Origin of the sequence: Methylobacter sp. BlB1 (assembly GCF_015476545.1) — a bacterium.
Taxonomy (GTDB): Bacteria; Pseudomonadota; Gammaproteobacteria; order Methylococcales; family Methylomonadaceae; genus Methylobacter.
Map to the genome: position 1 here is coordinate 1 of NZ_JADMKV010000054.1, position 18,000 is coordinate 18,000.

An 18,000-nucleotide genomic window follows, 5' to 3' on the forward strand; every position below is an offset into this window, starting at 1 on the left:
ATGCCGATGTGGAAGCCTTGGTAGAAGATGTGGGGTATAAACCGAATACGCCCATCGAGAAAGGCATTGGGAAATTTGTGGACTGGTACCTGATGTACAACAACATCTCAGTTGATTAACCAGCGTTTCTCTTGCGATGATGGCAAGCAAGTAGAAGCAAGACGGGGCACTATTGATTATTGCACCGATAATCAATAGTGTTAAGGATGAGGCGAGAAATAACTTCCCTGAATTTTATAGAACAACAGGTGTGAGGGCGACTTCGCCTACCAACAGTAGGCGCTCTAGGCGAAGCGCCTACTGTTGGTAGTCGCCCTGGGCGAAACCCGCAAGGGGCACAAGTGAATTCGCCCTTACAAAGCGCTGATTTCGTCGACAAACTTTTTCATAATCCTGAAAACGCCTGGTTCGTGAAGTTGCCAGGCGCTGCTCAATTTCGCGCTTAACGCCTTCAGGCTTAATTTAAGGCGCGTCCCAGTTTATAGTTATAGTTTTTATAAAAATCTTTCCCATAACCATAGCCATAACCATAACCGTAATTGTTGCCAAGCGATCTTTCCGGCAGGTCATTGAGCACGATGCCTTTTACCTGTACTCCTGATTGAGCTAATCGTTTAGTGCATTGTTCCAGCTCTTGTTTGGAATGTATGCCGGCTTTAAGAGTGAGCAGCGTCACGCTAGCTAGTCTGCCTACTATGGACGCATCCGTTAAAAGCAGTGAAGGCGGTGTATCGATGATTACATGGTCATATCGTTTGCTAAATACTTCCAGCAACTGTCCGAACCGTTCGTGCATTAACAGCTCCGAGGGATTAGGCGGAATGTCGCCTGTGGTAATAAAATCGATATTGCTGGCCTCAATATGACGAATTCCTTTACTTGGCACTATCACGCCGGAAATTAATTCGGATAACCCTTCTTCTCTTTTGATTCCAAAGGCTTTATTAAGCAGTCCTTTGCGCATGTCAGCATCTATCAATAAGACTTTTTTTCCGGCATCAGCCAAAACTATTGCCAAATTAAGGGATACGAATGATTTGCCAACGCCAGGTCTGGGGCCGGTAATCATGATTATATTATTTTTAGCTTCCAGAAAAGCGAAGTGTAACGTGGTGCGCAAACTTCTAAGGCTTTCTATCGCCAGATCATCCTTAAAATCCAGCGCTAAAATCTTGGATGGACCATTTTTTTGCTTGGCAATTTTGGTTTGTTCAGCACTATGCGGAATAGTCACATAAACAGGAATATTGAGATACTTTTCAATTAAATTGGAGCTATCAATACCTTTGTCAAGGAATTTTCGTACAAATGTCAGGATAACGCCTATTATTAACCCTGCTATTAAGGAAATTGCAATGATCAATATTTTTTTAGGCTTGATTGGCACTGTGGGCAATATAGCTTCATCAATAATCCGAACATCACCGACTGCGCCGGCTTTCGCAACTTTCAGTGTTTGGGAATTGTTAAGCAGGCTCATGTACAGTTCGCTATTGACCTGAACATCTTTTGATAATCGCAAAATAGTCTGTTGAGTTTCCGGCAGGCTCTTTACCTCTCGCTCATATTCACCGATTTGATTTTGCAGAATATCCATTTGTTTTTGTATGGCAATAACGGAAGGATACGATTCAGTAAACTTCTGCCGAAGCTCTTCATACTTCTGTTGCAGCAGTGTCAATTGGGTTTTTTTCTCAACCACACCGCTTAAGATGCCTTGGGTTTCCATGGTTAAATCAATTGAACCCTTATGAGCCTGATAGTTGTTTAAATTGGCCGTGGCTTCCTGCAATTGATCCTTGATGAACTGCGATTGCTTGTCAAGGAACTCTATTCTTTTCTGAGCTTCCTCCGATTTTTGTTCAACATTTAACCGTACGTAAATATTGGCGATTTCATTAACAATCTTTGCGGCCGCTTGTGGGCTTGGAGATTCCAGCGTTAATTCAAGAATTCCTGTACTTTTAATTTTCTCGGTTACCTCGAACCGCTGTTGCAACTGGCCAATTGCGTTCAATTCCGATTGGCGCATGACTATAAATTGGGTATCCGGTCTGGCTTTTAATTGAGAAACAAATATGGAAATGCTGTCTTGAGTTCCTTCTAACTGCTGCGTCGCATATTTGCCGACCTCGCCTTCAAGAAGGATTTTTTCCTCGTTCATTAATTTGAAGCGGCCATGTTCACCGGCAATTAAGGTCAGTTTCTTATTCAACCAGCTTGACGGAATTTTTAAGGTATCGACCTGGATAATTTCACCCCCCCAGGCATAGTGGGATTGACCGAATAAGGGGGTGGAAATTTGCTCGACATTGTTTTGCTGAAAATGTCTTGCGATCGCTTCACCAATAAACGGGAAATATTGGGGCTTGGCAATTATTTCAAGATTAAGATTTTTAACGGCTTCCCCTAATATCATCCGGGATTTGATAATTTCAATTTCCGCCATGATGGGCTTTTTGTTCTCTACCAATCCGGATAATGGTTCCAACTCACCGAGAGACGGTGCATTTTCCACGATCTGCAGCATGGTATTGCTCTTGTACTCAGGCGTATCAAGAAAAGTTTTAGAGATCCCTATCGTTAATGCAAATAATATTGTAGATATAATTAGCCATCTGTTTTCTATCAACGTGGCTAATAATTCACCCAAATCAATTTCATCGTTTTCTTCTTCATTGAAAAAACTGGCAGGGGAAGGGCTCTTGTTAAATGGTATAGTTGACATTAAATACGGGTTTTTATCTTAATATTTTAAAGTAAATTCAAAATAGTAGCGTATTCTTTAAATACGCCGCCATAAAGGCTCTATTTTTAAAAGATGGTAGCTATTCTTAACAAGGCAATGGTCGGTGCAATTTGTAAAACAATCTGATTCCACCGGATACCTTCGGCCCGGTCTACGTAAATCACATCGCGCGGCTGCAGGGGGAAACGATCCGCGAGCAATAACGCATCCGGCGACTTTGCATCTAAATGAAAGATTTCCGGCTTGCCCATGCCGCCTCTAAAGACGAATATTCGCGCAGGATCTGATTTTTCCTGATCCACACCGCCGGCATCACTGAGCGCTTCGGTCAAGGTCATGCGGCCCTTGTTCATGAATATACTGCGCGAGCTGCCCTCTGTTTCGCCCAGTACAAAAATTTTGTTGAAGTTGTTATCAGGGACATTCAACACATCGCCCTGTTTAAGCATGACATTTTGAGAAGTGTCTCCGCCTTCATAAAGGGCGAGGAGATTGACTTTGTAAGTTTTGCCCCCCCGGGTAAGCGTAATATTGCGCATGTCGGCTTCGGTCTTGACTCCGCCGGCATTGTTGATCGCTTCAAGGACAGTGAGAGGGATATCTTTCACGGTCTGAATTCCGGGCTGATTGACTTCCCCTACGACATAAACCCGCTGGCTTCGATAACTGGTCACCCGAACGTCCAGTTGCGGGTTTTCAATGTATTTTGATAATTTCTGAATCAACTCGGCACGGATATCTTCGACAGTTCTTCCTGCGGCTTTTACGATACCTGCATAAGGGTAAAAAATAGTGCCATCTTCACCGACCACATTTCCTGCTGATTCGGCAGAGCGGAATTCACCGGCCGGAATTGTCAGTTCAGGGTGTTCCCAAACGGTAATGTTAAGAATATCCCTGGGGCCGACGATATATTGGGTATAAGGCTCCTTATTGGGAGTTCCGGGCACGGCATTTGAACCAATCCGGTAATCAAAATAATGATTGGCAACGTTATTCGGTCCTAAACTGCGATTATTGATGTTTTTTTCTAAATCAACAATAAGCTGCGCGGTAATGGTTCTAATGTTGAGCTTTTTAAGCAGCGTTTCATTATTTTCCGTAACCGGTAAATTCACGCTGGATTTATCGGAAAACGGGTTCATATGCATGCCCGGTATAACCGTACATCCGGTGGTAATTAAGACTAGCAGGCTGGAACACAATTTTTGTAACATAATCAGTTTAATTTTTCTTGATGCATGTGAACTTAAATGCATATCTTTGCATGCGAATTGTCATGGTTACAGGTATGCATATTTTTTGATAATAAATAACAATAATTTATAGTTTCTCAATCCATTGAGCCACTCCTTGCTCAATTAACTTCAACGTCGATTCAAAGACTTTTAGATCCTGTTTGTAAGGATCCGGTATATCAAATCCGCCCCATTCCCCCAATCTAAATACTTTGCCTTTTGCAGTAGGCTCTTCGGCCTCAATAGATGTTTTATGGGACGATTCCATCACCAGAATTAAATCGGATTTCCTGATCATTTCCTTATTCAGCTGACAGGCCCGGTGAAGTGAAATGTCTATGCCTTTGCTTTGCATTAATTGACAAGCCGCAGAATCCGGTTTTTTGCCAACTAGCGCATTAAGGCCGGCCGAGCTGACTATGCAGTTTTTTTTATCAATATCATTGAGGGCTTTTCTTAAAAGGCTTTCTGCCATTGGGCTACGGCATATGTTTCCTACGCAGACAACAAGTATATTGCTAAACATGTAATACCTATTTTTGGTTATTATTAATTATGCTGAATATGATTAAATTTTGCTTTTATAAAATAGATATTAGCGGCTTTATATTGTTTTAATAAGCAACAATATTATTTAGTTTGTTGGTTGCATTAATTATTTTTAATACTATTAACTCATGTGAGAAATTGTAAAAAGCCTTTTAATGATTTAGAAATATACGTTTTAATGCATTTTTATTAGAATGTTGTAATATGAGCCAGACCGATATATTGAATATCTGTTTATGATCCCAATATTATCGATGCCAAAGCCAACCTTGATTAATGCTTGTGGAAGTTGAGAAAATACTAAAGCAGATTGTTGAACTCTGGCTAGGGGAAACTCCTTTGGAATTCTCACGGTTTGGGCAGCCAGCTCTACGCCTCTGGTCACACTAGGCCTTGACATTAAGCAGCTAATAATGTTACGGAAAAACATAGAGACATATTATACAAGGATAAATAGGCATTTTGTTTTGGCTAGTCCTCAATTTTTGAAACCGAGATTCCTCTTCAGAAGAGAGATTTTTGATTGGCGTTGATGCAAGCAAATCCATTACCTCTCTAAAACTGCAATCCTTATAATCATAAGCTCTCAATTATCAGATTGGTTTTTCTCACCTCTTCAGCCTATGTATAAATGCCTTGCATACGAGGTGTTTCAACAAATGCCGGCTAACGGCAACCTAAATAATTGAATTATGCGACTCTGATATTATAGCGAAAAATACAACATATACGCCAATTTTCGTTTAAAAGTGATAGATTTGACAAATATGGGGCCACTCAAAGTTGAGTATGATAAAAGGCATTGAATAGCTGATGTTACGCATCAGCTGAATTGAGACGGGCTTAAAAAGTAACGCCAGTGCGATGGTAAATTGTAGGGTCGAATTCATTCGACCTGGGATAAAAGCCCGTGTACAGGCCTCTGTAGTGCGAATGAATTCGCACCTACCTACACACACGCATCCCTGTTCAGGCGACGAGGATCGGTTTAACAACTTAACCTGCAAGCCGTCTGGCTGCGGCGAATTTCTGCTCGATTGAAAGGCATGCAAGGAAACATCGCATGCTACTTAAAGAAAAGCGCCCTTGCTGAGCATGATGCAATATAGAGGATAAGCCATCCTTCAAATGCCGGAAAATGCTCAGCAAACTCCTACCCAATAATGCAGCGTCAGTTTGACTGCGCTGTTTGCCGTGACAGAATGTCCTGAATAGTCTTCAGATATTTCTCGATGACAATCCGCTCGTCAAATTGGCGTTCCATTTTTTCACGGCCACGCTGTCCCATTTCACGCCGTTGCTCATCGCTGAGCGACAGCATAAGCTCCATTTTTTCTGCCAAGTCCCCGGCATCGCGCAGTTTGCAAAGAAAGCCGTTACGCCCGTCATCAACCACTTCGCGGCAGCCTACTGCATCAGTGGTAATAATAGGCCGGCCCATGGCGGCGGCTTCCAATAAAGCACGCGGCGTGCCTTCTCTATAGGAGGGCAGAACAACACAATCCGCTGCCGCTATTTCAGGGCGCACGTCATTGCTCACTCCAAGATAATTCACAATCCCTTCCTCTACCCATGAATCCATTTGTTCACGGGAAATTGCAGCGGGATTTTGGACATCCACAAACCCAAGCAAGCAACACTCAGCCTGCGGCCAGCGTTGGCGTATTATTCTGGCCGCTTCAATATATTCCCCAACTCCCTTGTCCCATAACATTCTGGCAATCAACAAGAAACGGAATTTCCGATCTGTGCCGGTTAGGGAATGGCTCGGAGCTACCGAAAATTTAGTCAAATCAATGCCGGAACCCGGCAAAAGATCCGTGATTTCAACCCGAACCAGTCCGCCCGTCGTGAATAATTGGCGGTCATCATCGTTCTGGAAAAATACTTTCGCCGAACGGCCCAGGGCTAAGCGATAAAGTCTGCGGACAAGTTTGACAAGCCATCCGTCCCTGATGAATACAGCCCCAAGGCCTGCAATATTGTTAATGACAGGAATGCCGAGTGCACGGGCAGCCAGTGATCCGAACACGTTCGGCTTGACGGTGTAACCCAGATAGACATTGGGCCGCTCACGCATAAACAAGCGCAAGAAACGCCAAAACAACAAGGCGTCACGCCCTGGATGTGTGCCTTGGTTGTCCATTTCTAACGGCAAATATCGACAGCCAAGGTCAGGAAGCTGTAAGGCGTGGTCGTCGTAGGGCGCTACGGCGACGACTTCATAACCTTCTGCAGCCAGGGCGCGAATGAGGCCTGCACGGAAATTTAATAAATTCCAGGCTGTGTTGAGCGAAATTAGAATTTTCATTAGCCCTTCTTAAATTTTAACCAAACGATGAGCTTGAGGTTGCAAAAATCAACTTGATAGGAAGTATGCATTTATAACAGGTGTTATCGACCACCAACCGGAGCGATCAATATGCAACAAAAATAAAATGCATGGATGTCTTGCATATAAAACATCTCAGCGATGTTGATTGATGGTGATCTGAAATAATTAACTATGCGACTGTTCGCATATTATAAAGACAAATATAATAAATTTGTCAAATATGGTTAAAAATTGATATATATGATAATTAATGTCGATAGAAGTTAAGAGTACAATGTCGATTGCGCATTGCGATGAAGAAAGAAACCATTGAATGGTATATTCAGTGCGGGAGCGATGCTATAACATAAACACACTTAATCATTTCCAGCCAAACTGTTTCCAGGGTAGCTTGATCCGACCACCAGTGATTTCCAGGAGAAAGCAAAAAATTATAATCGTCAGAGCTTATTACGGTAAATGAAACGTTACTTTGTTTAAACTCATTCGAAAAAGTTAACGAAACCCGGCGTGTATGATAGGGGTCAGTAACGACCAAAAAGGATTTAATACCATGCTCAAGGCAGTAGGCTTTAACTATGCTGGCATCGGTAAAAGTAGAAGTTGAACCCGTAAGAATAACTACATTTTTACTATCTAATACGCAGTCTTTGCAAAGATGATGAGTAATGTGTGACCAGTCACTGGCCTTTTCATCGACTAATAATAATTGATAGGCAAATCCCTGATTATACAGACTGAGTCCTTTGCGTAAGCGACTCGCCCCACCACCACCCAAAACAACAATAGCATCAGTGTTAACCGGTTCATTATCAACCACCAGCCAGCGGTCAACCAGTAACAAAAAGCAAGCTCCTGCAACACAAACTGACAGGACTCCTAAACAAAAACCGACAATAAGCTGAAAATATCCATTGAAATGCTTATTCATTAAAGCCGCAAGATAGGGTTAATCTACCAGCCAGTGAAGGATCAAATTGTTGTAAGGTACAAAACCAGATGCGGTATTCGCGTAATTTAACCACCAGAACAGAATAACCATGTGAAGAGCGATGATGACTGAAGACAGCGTTGTTTTATATTGACGGCCAAACAGGAAAGGTAAAGATCCATAAACTATCATCTGGATCGGCGATAAATACAGTGCAAGTCGGTCTATTCCTGTAGAGGAAATTGGTACACCGAAAACACTTAAAATACTTAAGAGAGCGAGCATAGGCAGTAAATCACTCTCCCCAAACTTGATTTTCCATTTACGCATGAATATTAAATAAATCATAGCAGGAACAGCATTCAGTAAAGCATGCATCAATGCACCGGATGAAACAATATTGTCTTCCAAATAGGTTTTTTGATATTTAGCAACCGCTTCTGTGGCGTTTAAAACGGGGTAAGCGGCAACTGCACCAACCATTAACAGAATCCCTTTAAGCCATGCAGGCATTTTTATACTTTGCAGCACAAAGATGAAAGACATGAGGGCACTGTAATGAAAAGAAGTTGCTACGGTTGAGAACGACAATTTAGTGAACAACCCTTGCCGCCAACTGGCCATCAAATGGAAAACCAAGCCAATTGCGACAGATTGCCTTGCCGCACTCATGCCGATAGCAATAACCAAATAAGGGGTTACAGCAACTAAGGCAAGAAAGGGTAAGGGGGTTGTTTTTGCGAATCGGATAAGTCCGGAAACAAAAAAAATGGATCCGATAAAATTGACCCAATACACCCCGGCATCCATTTTTGCCAATAGCCAATTAAGTGCTGCAAAACTAGGCTCCGTATATGACAATGCTTCTTTCAAAGATAAAGAAGCTATGCTGTCGTACATCGCAGCATAAGCCCATCGATCTGCTCCCACCTCATATCTAAGTCCTATAAACAGGATATAAACTAGACCTATTACAGATAGGCACAAGTTGAGAATTTTTTTGGGTAATACCGCAAACGAAAGCAAAATCGGTAAGCCAATAAGCACCCAATAGCCGAACATTAGCGCTCACCTTCCAGCCACGCCTGAAACATCAATATATTCCAAAGCAAAACTTGCCCATTACATTTACCTAAGAGATGTTCCTGCCATAGCTCACGTACAAACGACACATTAAAAAAACCTTCTTGGTGGAGACGATTTTCATTTAATAAACCTTCAGCCCAGTCCCGAAGCGGCCCCCGCAGCCATTCACCCAGCGGTATGCCGAATCCCGTTTTAGGTCTTTCGATAAGCTGTTTGGGTACATACTGGTACAGTACCTGTCTTAATAACCATTTAGTTTGACCGCCACGAAACTTCATCGATAAAGGCAGTGACCAAGCCAGCTCAATGATATTCTGATCAAGAAAGGGCACACGTGTTTCTAAGCTGACAGCCATTGCAGCGCGGTCAACCTTGGTCAAAATATCGCCAGGTAAGTATGTCATGCCATCTAGATACATCATATGCAACTTGGCATCAGAAAATGACATGTTGAGTCCGGATTTAACAAGCCAGGTTAAAGGTTCTTTAGCGTTAATAAGCACTTGTTCCGGATGTTTAATTTCAGATACCGAACTATAGTACAAATCTTCAACACGGTCTGCGGACTCTAGCCGTATCGCCAGTTTGTCGAGTTTTTGCCCCATATTGGCAGGCAAATCCACAACTTTGCCAACTTGCTGAAAAATACCTTCCCATGCAGCTGGACCTATCTTACTTATCAAGCGGCCTGTTGCCTGCCTAATCCCGAAGGGCACTTTGGAAACCTTACTCCATTGATCAGCCAGTATATAACGATTATAGCCGCAAAAAAGTTCGTCTCCCGCATCGCCGGACAAAGATACCGTGACATGTTCGCGCGCCATTTGCGCCACTAAAAAGGTAGGGATTTGAGAAGAATCGGCGAAAGGCTCATCATACATATTTCCAAGCTTGGGTATAACTTGCATGCTATCAGCCGGCGAAACGTAAAGTTCCGTATGGTCTGTCTTAAGATGTGCAGCGACGGCCTGGGCATATTCGGCTTCGTTATAGCCCACCTCAGAAAAGCCGATCGAAAAAGTCTTGACCGGACGACTCGACTGCGCCTGCATCAACGCCACAATAGTCGATGAATCGATGCCACCTGACAGAAAAGCACCCAAAGGCACATCCGCCATCATTTGCAGACCAATAGACTGCTTCAATTGCGCATCCAAGGCCGCGATGGCTTCCGTGTCCGAGCCTGCAAAAGGTTGCGCTAGACCCTTTTCGACAACATCTTCCAAACGCCAGTAAGCTTTAGGCGTTAGCGTAGTTAACGGATTGAAGTCCTGATTAAGCGGAAGCTGAAGATAGGAACCAGGCAGCAGTTTATGAATGCCTTTATAAATGGAATAGGGCGCCGGTATATAGCAATGCCTGAGATAGAGGCAAATCACATCACGGTCAATTTCACCGACAAAGTCAGGATGCGCTTTAAGCGCTTTCAATTCTGAACCAAACAGAAAAGTGCTATTTTGAAAGCCATAATAAAGCGGTTTTTCGCCCATGCGATCCCGCGCCAGGGTCAGTGTTTTTTCCTGTCTGTCCCATAGCGCAATGGCGAACATGCCCACTGTTTTTTGCAGCGTTGCTTCAATGCCCCAGGCTTCAAATCCCGACAGTAGCGTTTCCGTATCGGAATGCCCGCGCCAATTTCGGCTGTTAATTTTTTCTAGTTCCGCACGCAAGCTGAGATGATTGTAAATCTCACCATTAAAAACCAGTACATAGCGCCCAGAAGACGAAACCATAGGCTGATGGCCTGCAGGGGAAAGATCAACAATCGCCAGGCGACGATGAGCCAGTGCAATGCCCGAATCTCCATCAACCCATATGCCGGCATCATCCGGACCTCGATGAATGATACGATCAGCCATTTGTTCTGCAATAATAGATGCTGTGCCTGCAGAAAAATTCTTGGCTTGCCAGAAGCCAGTCAATCCACACATTAATTATTTACCTTAAGGAATTTTGAATTAATTAAATTTCACCATTTGATTCATAATTCGAACCTCATTAGATGAGTAGATATCTATGCGCATTACATATTCGCCACTCAGCCAGGTATTGCCGGAATTGAGAATCTATGGATGCGAGAAACAGATCAATGAAGGTGAGCATATGGCTAAGCGAGATCTGCTATTGCAGATCGGCCTAACATTAAATTGCCCCGTATTAAGCTAAAAGTTTACCTTCTCAAACGCTGTTGGAAAAACCGCAAAGCTGTTCGTTCTACGCTCAGGTAATAGAGCCAGCCCGCAAACAAGCTGAGCACTATGCCCAAAATCATAGCGAGTGGCCATGTCAATTGCATCCGTCCTGCAACCCGCTGAGTGATGGACAGCAATGGGTTATGAATCAAATAAATCGAGTAACTGGCATTGCCAAGAATTAGCAACAAAGCGGGCCAACCCAAAAAAGATGATTGTTCATGCACAGTGAAACCTACAATCACCAACGCCAAACCCATAGCGAGCACCAAGCGGAGGTACAACCCATTCTCTTGCGTCATCAATAACAGCGCACATATAGCAATTGCGGCACCTAATACTGCAATCCATCCGGCTTTTTTATATGAAATTTGGTAACGGACTACCCATGCGGCCCCAACTCCCAGAATGAATTCAATATTCATGAGGCTTAATGGATATCGGAGCCAACCTGTGGGTGTATACCAGTAATTAACTAGAAAAATTAAGGCGGCCCATGCAAGAAGGCCAGCAGCCAACCAATGCCGCGACACAAAAAACAGCACAAACACGAGATAAAACATTAACTCATGTACTAATGTCCAAGCCACTGAAAGTGCGGGTCGACTATCCGCAGGTAACAACAGCAGAGAACTGATCAAGCTGTAATGACGTCCACCAGAAGCCGATAGATCAGGCATTACCGCATATAGCACGAGCAGTGCCATACCAACAGGGAGGTAAGCAGGGTAAATACGAGAGAGCCTCTTTAATACGTAACGTTTTGATGCAGTTAATGTAGCAGCGTCATCCATGTGAGCATACATAATAATGAAACCAGAGAGTACAAAAAAGAAATCAACGCCGAGATGCCCCATGTCAAACAGCGTTTTGGCGGAATCTGGAAGTCTACTAACAAATGCATCGGTACTTAGGGCAGAATGATGTGCCACCACCACAAGTGCTGCAAAACCTCGAAATACTTGTAAACTTTGAACTTGTGATCTGACCATTAAGATGGCTGCTCCTAAATAAAACTATTTTTAATTGTAATGGCTGTAATCTCAGATTAACGAAAATGTAGGAGGTGGGGGCATGGATAATAGCCTATGTGCCTAATGAGTGTACGAGTTAAAATATCAATAAAACAATAAGAACTATGTATGTAAGCTTGTGTTTTAAGCATTTGTTAACCCCCCAGTTCTAAGCGCGCCTTAGCTTGCTGTGCTACCCAGGCAACAGATGCTATGAACGCAAAATAAAGTACCATGCATCGAAAGCCAGCAGCTTCGTTATAATTCCATGTCGCTACAGCAGCCAATAGTGGCGTTAAGAAATAGGTAACACGAAACTGCAAGCTTTGCCTTCCTGGCATACACAATAGGCCTTTGCTATCCAGATAACCAAATAACCGAAATGCCGCATATAAGCTTGCTGCGCCAAATGCAATGCCCATGCGTTGTGATGGTTGCACTATAAAGATCACAGGTGCCAGAAATCGGAACCAAGCTAGCCATAAAAAGGTTGATGCTTTTGAGTCCTTGTTCTGCAAAAGATTGTGTATAGAAAAAACGGCCAGCAGCGCACTAAAGAACAGCCACCAGTCTGATCGATTGATCATGCCCAGCAATATCGTAATAATGATAAAAACAGCCAATCTGGCAACCACCCAAATTGCGAACCACGATAGTGGCGCGTCTTGCGGGCCACGTAGACGAGGTGCTGATTCTTTTTTGCTGGTGACCAGATCGTTGAATAAATAACCGATTTCGTAGAGAGAGATAAAAGCGTAATAAGCGCCTAATGCAAACAGCATGGAACCCCATGCACCTGCAATACCGAACATTGCAGCCAGCACCAGCGCAGCAGCCCATTCAAACAGAGCATGAAAGGCCAGACTCCCTTCGGCAAGCCGCGTTCTGGCGAAGTAACTGAAGGGTAGCAAATAAACGAAGTTCATTCGCTAAATCTCCAGAAAAGTTGCATTAAGGCCCTGCCAACGCTTTTTATGCGCTTTTTTATGTAATACCACAAAAGCTTGGGTCGATTTTTCAAGCATAGTAAGGTCAGTAAAGTTGTCACTGATGGTGCAAGTACGGCCAGCTAAGACATTTGCTCCATACTTGTTTAGCATAGCCACCTCCTTGAAACCTGTCAGATCTTCGGTGTAGCGGCCGGTCAATATTCCCCCCTGTTGCTCAAGTTGGCTGGCCACATGGCGCGCACCGATTTTAGCAGCCAGACACGCAACTACGGGCTCCAGACTTGCGGAGGCCAATACTACATGACCGGTGCGAGTAGGTTGCTCAATCAAAGACCAAACCGATTCGACACGGCGGTCCTTCAACAGAACGTCAGTATACTGTGCAGCACTTTGGGCTAGCGCTTCTACCTGATCACCAGCAAGCAATTTCACTACTGCATATTTGAGCAAATGTTTTCCGGTAAGCCGCTCTAGTACAATAAAGCCAAGCCGAACCGGACTCAGGCGAGCAGTCATTACCCTGAACAAAATATGACGCAAACGCCGCTCTCGCGTATGGGCAAAGTGGTGTCGTAACAGTCCCAGCGTAGTGTCATCGCGCACTAGCGTGCCACACACATCCACTACATAAACATCAATCTCGTTAAGACTGGTCACATCATCTCCTCGATAGACTTATAAATATCATAGTAGGTACGCTCAGTAACTTCCAAGCCGAACCTTGGATGAGCGTGATTAAGCAAGCTCTGGCCTCCCATCTGACAAATTCTGTTTAAATCATTTAAAATTTTTATCATCGCTACGTTATCACCTAGATCGAATACGGCGCCAGCGTCTAATTCTTGCGGAATATGCTCTACATCTCTCATCTGCTATCTTCAAGTAGCTCTGTCATGCCATCTCATAATAAGTTAGTTTTTTCAATTGTATATTTTATATCTTTGGCCTTTATGAATGACAAAAATTTTGGAAGCAGCGCAAGTCATTGATTTTTTGGAATCAAAATCCAAAACTGAGAACGTAAAACCAATGGCTTATATGAACTTCTTATTTTTTATCGTGTACAGAGATCTTTGGCTTTACGCCATATCTTAAAATATTAAAGGTGCAAAATTATGTATTGAGAATTTTTTTGATAAAAAATAGATTAATGTCTCTTGGTAAATTTCAATCAGATAATTACTGTTAAGTAAGAAATAAAACCTGCGATAAATCAGTGCTACTTTATAAGTAATAATATATTTTTTAAATACTAATATTAATAAGTAAAATAAATACTAAAATTTAGAGTAAGAAAAATATGTAATATTCTCTATGTCAGGGTGATTAGAGGTTGTATCTTAGAGATTAGACTATTAAAAAAACGAGTTAGACGTCTTGCGATTTCTTTTTCTAAAACGTTATATATGTAATAAGAAACACTTAGCATTAAAAATATAATAGATACTAATAGTATATATTTATTTATATGATTAGAAAAAATATTTCCTATCATAAATCCTATGTTTTCATGGATCAGATATAGAGGATAAGTTACCCCTCCCATTATTTTTAATAAATTATTTCCTTCTATTTTTTTTATGGAAATAAATAGTAAAGAAAAATAAAATAATAGAATTATAAAAAGAGCAGTCGGTTGGTTAAAATCAGAATGTAATAATTGACTTAGAAAAATTAGTTGCTTATCAATATACATGCATGCAGCAATATATGTTATTAAAATAATTGCAATTTTGTACATTGTAAATCCATCTTTATATCCTAGGTAAAATATTGCACCAGCAATAAAATAAGGCGCATATTCCAGAAATAAAAAAAAGGAAATTATTTTTGGCAATTCAACATAATTATTCAACAAAGACAAGAAAGACCAAAGACCAAAGACTGCAAGTAATTTTGTATTTCTATGTATTAATTTAGTAACTATTAGCAGCCAAACACATAAATAAAACTTTATCTCAACCAATAACGTCCAATACACACCATCAATATAATTCACGTGAAAAACATCACTTATCATTGTTAAATTGAATAAGTATTGAATTAAATCTATATGGTATCTCCCTCCGCCCATAAAAACCGTTACAAGCGCTGTTAGCGTAACTGATACCCAAAACGCTGGATAAAGCCTTACCATCCTAGAAGTAATAAAAGTTATTATATTTTTATTCTGAGCAGTCATTAGAATTACAAATCCACTTATCATAAAAAATAATTGGACACCTAGAAACCCATACCTGGAAACATAACTAATGCTTGGAAAATTAAGCAATGACATTTTATTTAACAAATAACCAGAAAAGGTATAGTGGTACAGCATTACAAATATCGCTGCTATAAAACGAATAGCATCTAACGAATATATTCTAGTCTTGTCATTTTTCATTGTGTCAAATAATTTTGCTATAATACTTATATAAGTATTAGCTAACTTTATAGATATGTTTCTTTATTATAAATTGGCTTGACTTTTATTTTTTAAAAAATATTTTTCTAAAAAATCCACTATTTTCTTTGAAGTCATCCCATCTCCATAAGGGTTTTCTGCGCTTGCCATTCGATAATAAACTTCTTGAGAATTAAAAACTTTATAAAATTGCGCTAGTATAGTTTTTGCATCAGTGCCACCAAGTAAACTACAGCCACTAATTAAGCCCTCTTCACGCTCTGTCGTATTTCGCATTACGATCAGTGGTACATTAAATGTTGGTGCTTCTTCCTGGATGCCTCCTGAATCAGTTAATATTAACCATGATTTACTCATAAGATAAACTAAGTCATCATAGGGCAATGGCGCTATTAAACGAATATTATCAACGTCACTTAATAAACTATGGACTACACTTTGGAGATTTGGATTCAAGTGAACTGGGTATAATATTTGACATTCTGGATGTTCTTTAGCGATCGTTGTTAGCGCTAAGCAAATTTGTTCAAATCCTTTGCCAAAGCTCTCTCGGCGATGGGCCGTCACCAAGATCAATTTTTTATTGGGATCAATAATATCTAAAAATCTTTTTTCATAAACACCAAGATTATTTTCTATTTTTTGTCTAGCAATTAATAGGCTATCAATGACACTATTGCCTACTAAAGCAACATTTTTAGTAATGTTCTCTTGATATAGATTATCAACAGCCATTTGAGTTGCAGCAAAATGAATATCTGCAACACTTGCAATCATTTTACGATTGCTTTCTTCTGGAAAAGGAGCTGATTTATCATGAGTCCTTAATCCCGCTTCAACATGCACAATAGTATATTTGTAATATAAAGCTGATACTGCACCGACAAAAGCCGTTGTCGTGTCGCCTTGGACAATAACAAAATCGTACTTATGCTTATCAAAATGTAAACTCAATTCTTCAAAAAGCTTTGCTGTTAAAATAGGAAGAGTTTGGTTCTGTGTCATTACCTCCAATTCAAAATCAGGCTTAATAGAAAAAAATAGAAATATTTGCTGCAACATACTGGCATGCTGTCCAGTAGAGATTAATATAGGTTCAAAATTAGTACTTTTTTTTAATTCTAAATAGATGGGAATCAATTTTATTGCTTCTGGTCTAGTTCCTAAAATGATTGCAACTTTATTTTTCATCAACTATCTCTTTTAACTTTGAAGCTAATCGTTTGGCATTATGTTCGGCTGAATATGTCATGTCTATAGTTCCATTAATGAAATAAGATATATTTCTGTTTTTCCATTCATGCCAAATAGTTACTAAAGAATGCGCAATACCGTCAATATCATCATGGACAAGACAGTTTCCGAGCTTTCCATTCACAAGATTCCATGTGACACTATCTTTGTCTGTTAAAGCAAGTATTCTTCGCTGCGCTAGCATATAGTCAAGTAGCTTTGAAGGAAAAAATAGGGCATCAGAATTGTTTTTAAACGGGGTATCAATAATTAGTAATAAGTCCGCACTTTGCTGTAGCTCAATGGTTTCAGAGAAAAATAACACTCCTCTATGGCTCACAGAAGGAACATATTGTGCAAACAAGGCATTATTTTTACGATCTAATGCGCCAGCAAATATAAATTCAAAGTCTGATAAAATATTTGGATATTCTTCTTGTATTTTAAAAATAGCTTTAAATAAATATTCAGGGCTTCTGTCCGCGATTAGCCCACCGGTATAAACAACTTTTATTTTATCTTTGAAAATATATTCTTGCTGTTTTTTTTCTTCCGTATCAAAGACGTTAGGAAAAAATAATATCTTTGAAGAAAACTCTGGGTATTTTTGGCTATATACTTCAATGGTTTTTAGAGAAGTAAATGAAATACAAGTAGCATTTTCAAAACACATTCTTTCCATTTTCTCATTCCATTGTTTAGCTTTACCAAGTTTATGAATAGGACTCAACGTCCAGGGGTCGCTTAAATGCAAGAACCAGGGGACCTTAAAATGTTTTTGTAGATAATATGCCATAAGCGTTGATGACAATGGGAAGGAACGAGAGTAAATAACATCAGGTTTAAATTTAATCTGCTTTACTACAGATTTCCATTTTTTATAAAAAAGAAATTTAGAATCGGGGTAATTTAAGATGTCTCGATCTATTTTTCTTAATAAGAAATTGATATATTTATTTTCAAAAAAATGAACTTTTATAATTTGATGATAACCGTCGGTTAATTTTTTTAAGTTATCATCAATTGACATAAATAGAGTTGAATCACTTGATGTAAGGATATCAATTTTAAGGGATGGATCTTTAACCAGGTATTTAAAATATTTTGCAACCTGTAGACCCTCTGAATCACTCTTTGGCGGAAATGCAATACTAACAAAAAGTACCCGGAGCGTTTTTTCTCTTATTCTCATTTAAATAATATTTTCGTTTGTGATTTGCTCAATAGAAAACCAGTTGGTATTGTTCTCAGAGCTATATTTTTACTGCATTATTTTATTAGTAATATTCTTTTTTATGCAGGACAAATAATATAATA

The 18,000-nt window shown here is 40.5% G+C and carries 14 protein-coding genes; all 14 read right to left on the bottom strand.

Going from position 1 to position 18,000, the window contains the following annotated elements; all coding sequences use genetic code 11:
* Positions 1–457: 457 nt before the first annotated feature.
* On the bottom strand, positions 458–2,728 hold the full coding sequence (locus IT781_RS16910; RefSeq protein WP_194971357.1) for a polysaccharide biosynthesis tyrosine autokinase: 2,271 nt from the start codon (positions 2,726–2,728) through the stop codon (positions 458–460).
* 86 nt (positions 2,729–2,814) lie between these two features.
* On the bottom strand, positions 2,815–3,966 hold the full coding sequence (locus tag IT781_RS16915; RefSeq protein ID WP_228779232.1) for a polysaccharide export protein: 1,152 nt from the start codon (positions 3,964–3,966) through the stop codon (positions 2,815–2,817).
* Between the two features lie 106 nt (positions 3,967–4,072).
* A complete protein-coding gene (locus IT781_RS16920; RefSeq protein ID WP_194971358.1) occupies positions 4,073–4,513 on the bottom strand; it encodes a low molecular weight protein-tyrosine-phosphatase in 441 nt (146 codons plus the stop codon).
* Between the two features lie 1,194 nt (positions 4,514–5,707).
* Complete coding sequence (locus IT781_RS16925) at positions 5,708–6,847, bottom strand: glycosyltransferase family 4 protein (protein ID WP_194971359.1); 1,140 nt, start codon at positions 6,845–6,847, stop codon at positions 5,708–5,710.
* Between the two features lie 346 nt (positions 6,848–7,193).
* Positions 7,194–7,802, bottom strand: a complete 609-nt coding sequence (locus IT781_RS16930; protein ID WP_194971360.1) for a YdcF family protein — start codon at positions 7,800–7,802, stop codon at positions 7,194–7,196.
* A gap of 18 nt (positions 7,803–7,820) precedes the next feature.
* Positions 7,821–8,864 carry an EpsG family protein gene (locus IT781_RS16935; RefSeq protein WP_194971361.1) on the bottom strand — a complete coding sequence of 348 codons (1,044 nt, stop codon included), beginning with the start codon at positions 8,862–8,864 and terminating at the stop codon, positions 7,821–7,823.
* Positions 8,864–10,819 (bottom strand): asparagine synthase (glutamine-hydrolyzing), encoded by a 1,956-nt coding sequence (gene asnB / locus IT781_RS16940; protein WP_194971362.1) that lies wholly within the window; start codon positions 10,817–10,819, stop codon positions 8,864–8,866. Before asnB ends, IT781_RS16935 begins: the two co-directional genes overlap by 1 nt.
* Positions 10,820–11,058: 239 nt before the next feature.
* Positions 11,059–12,072 carry an acyltransferase gene (locus tag IT781_RS16945; RefSeq protein WP_194971363.1) on the bottom strand — a complete coding sequence of 338 codons (1,014 nt, stop codon included), beginning with the start codon at positions 12,070–12,072 and terminating at the stop codon, positions 11,059–11,061.
* Between the two features lie 176 nt (positions 12,073–12,248).
* Positions 12,249–13,019 carry a hypothetical protein gene (locus IT781_RS16950; protein ID WP_194971364.1) on the bottom strand — a complete coding sequence of 257 codons (771 nt, stop codon included), beginning with the start codon at positions 13,017–13,019 and terminating at the stop codon, positions 12,249–12,251.
* A gap of 3 nt (positions 13,020–13,022) precedes the next feature.
* Positions 13,023–13,700 (bottom strand): haloacid dehalogenase-like hydrolase, encoded by a 678-nt coding sequence (locus IT781_RS16955; RefSeq protein WP_194971365.1) that lies wholly within the window; start codon positions 13,698–13,700, stop codon positions 13,023–13,025.
* A complete protein-coding gene (locus tag IT781_RS16960; protein ID WP_194971366.1) occupies positions 13,697–13,912 on the bottom strand; it encodes a hypothetical protein in 216 nt (71 codons plus the stop codon). Before IT781_RS16960 ends, IT781_RS16955 begins: the two co-directional genes overlap by 4 nt.
* 443 nt (positions 13,913–14,355) lie before the next feature.
* Positions 14,356–15,429 (bottom strand): acyltransferase, encoded by a 1,074-nt coding sequence (locus IT781_RS16965; RefSeq protein ID WP_194971367.1) that lies wholly within the window; start codon positions 15,427–15,429, stop codon positions 14,356–14,358.
* A 66-nt stretch (positions 15,430–15,495) separates the two neighbouring features.
* Complete coding sequence (gene wecB / locus IT781_RS16970; RefSeq protein ID WP_194971368.1) at positions 15,496–16,641, bottom strand: non-hydrolyzing UDP-N-acetylglucosamine 2-epimerase; 1,146 nt, start codon at positions 16,639–16,641, stop codon at positions 15,496–15,498.
* Positions 16,631–17,875 carry a hypothetical protein gene (locus IT781_RS16975; protein WP_194971369.1) on the bottom strand — a complete coding sequence of 415 codons (1,245 nt, stop codon included), beginning with the start codon at positions 17,873–17,875 and terminating at the stop codon, positions 16,631–16,633. Before IT781_RS16975 ends, wecB begins: the two co-directional genes overlap by 11 nt.
* Positions 17,876–18,000: the final 125 nt, after the last annotated feature.

Coding starts and splice junctions, on each gene's coding strand:
- IT781_RS16910 (WP_194971357.1), bottom strand. CDS start 2,728: ATGTCAACTATACCATTTAACAAGAGCCCTTCCCCTGCCAGTTTTTTC.
- IT781_RS16965 (WP_194971367.1), bottom strand. CDS start 15,429: ATGAAAAATGACAAGACTAGAATATATTCGTTAGATGCTATTCGTTTT.
- IT781_RS16925 (WP_194971359.1), bottom strand. CDS start 6,847: ATGAAAATTCTAATTTCGCTCAACACAGCCTGGAATTTATTAAATTTC.
- IT781_RS16975 (WP_194971369.1), bottom strand. CDS start 17,875: ATGAGAATAAGAGAAAAAACGCTCCGGGTACTTTTTGTTAGTATTGCA.
- IT781_RS16915 (WP_228779232.1), bottom strand. CDS start 3,966: ATGTTACAAAAATTGTGTTCCAGCCTGCTAGTCTTAATTACCACCGGA.
- IT781_RS16920 (WP_194971358.1), bottom strand. CDS start 4,513: ATGTTTAGCAATATACTTGTTGTCTGCGTAGGAAACATATGCCGTAGC.
- IT781_RS16935 (WP_194971361.1), bottom strand. CDS start 8,864: ATGTTCGGCTATTGGGTGCTTATTGGCTTACCGATTTTGCTTTCGTTT.
- IT781_RS16950 (WP_194971364.1), bottom strand. CDS start 13,019: ATGAACTTCGTTTATTTGCTACCCTTCAGTTACTTCGCCAGAACGCGG.
- IT781_RS16960 (WP_194971366.1), bottom strand. CDS start 13,912: ATGAGAGATGTAGAGCATATTCCGCAAGAATTAGACGCTGGCGCCGTA.
- IT781_RS16930 (WP_194971360.1), bottom strand. CDS start 7,802: ATGAATAAGCATTTCAATGGATATTTTCAGCTTATTGTCGGTTTTTGT.
- wecB (WP_194971368.1), bottom strand. CDS start 16,641: ATGAAAAATAAAGTTGCAATCATTTTAGGAACTAGACCAGAAGCAATA.
- IT781_RS16945 (WP_194971363.1), bottom strand. CDS start 12,072: ATGGTCAGATCACAAGTTCAAAGTTTACAAGTATTTCGAGGTTTTGCA.
- asnB (WP_194971362.1), bottom strand. CDS start 10,819: ATGTGTGGATTGACTGGCTTCTGGCAAGCCAAGAATTTTTCTGCAGGC.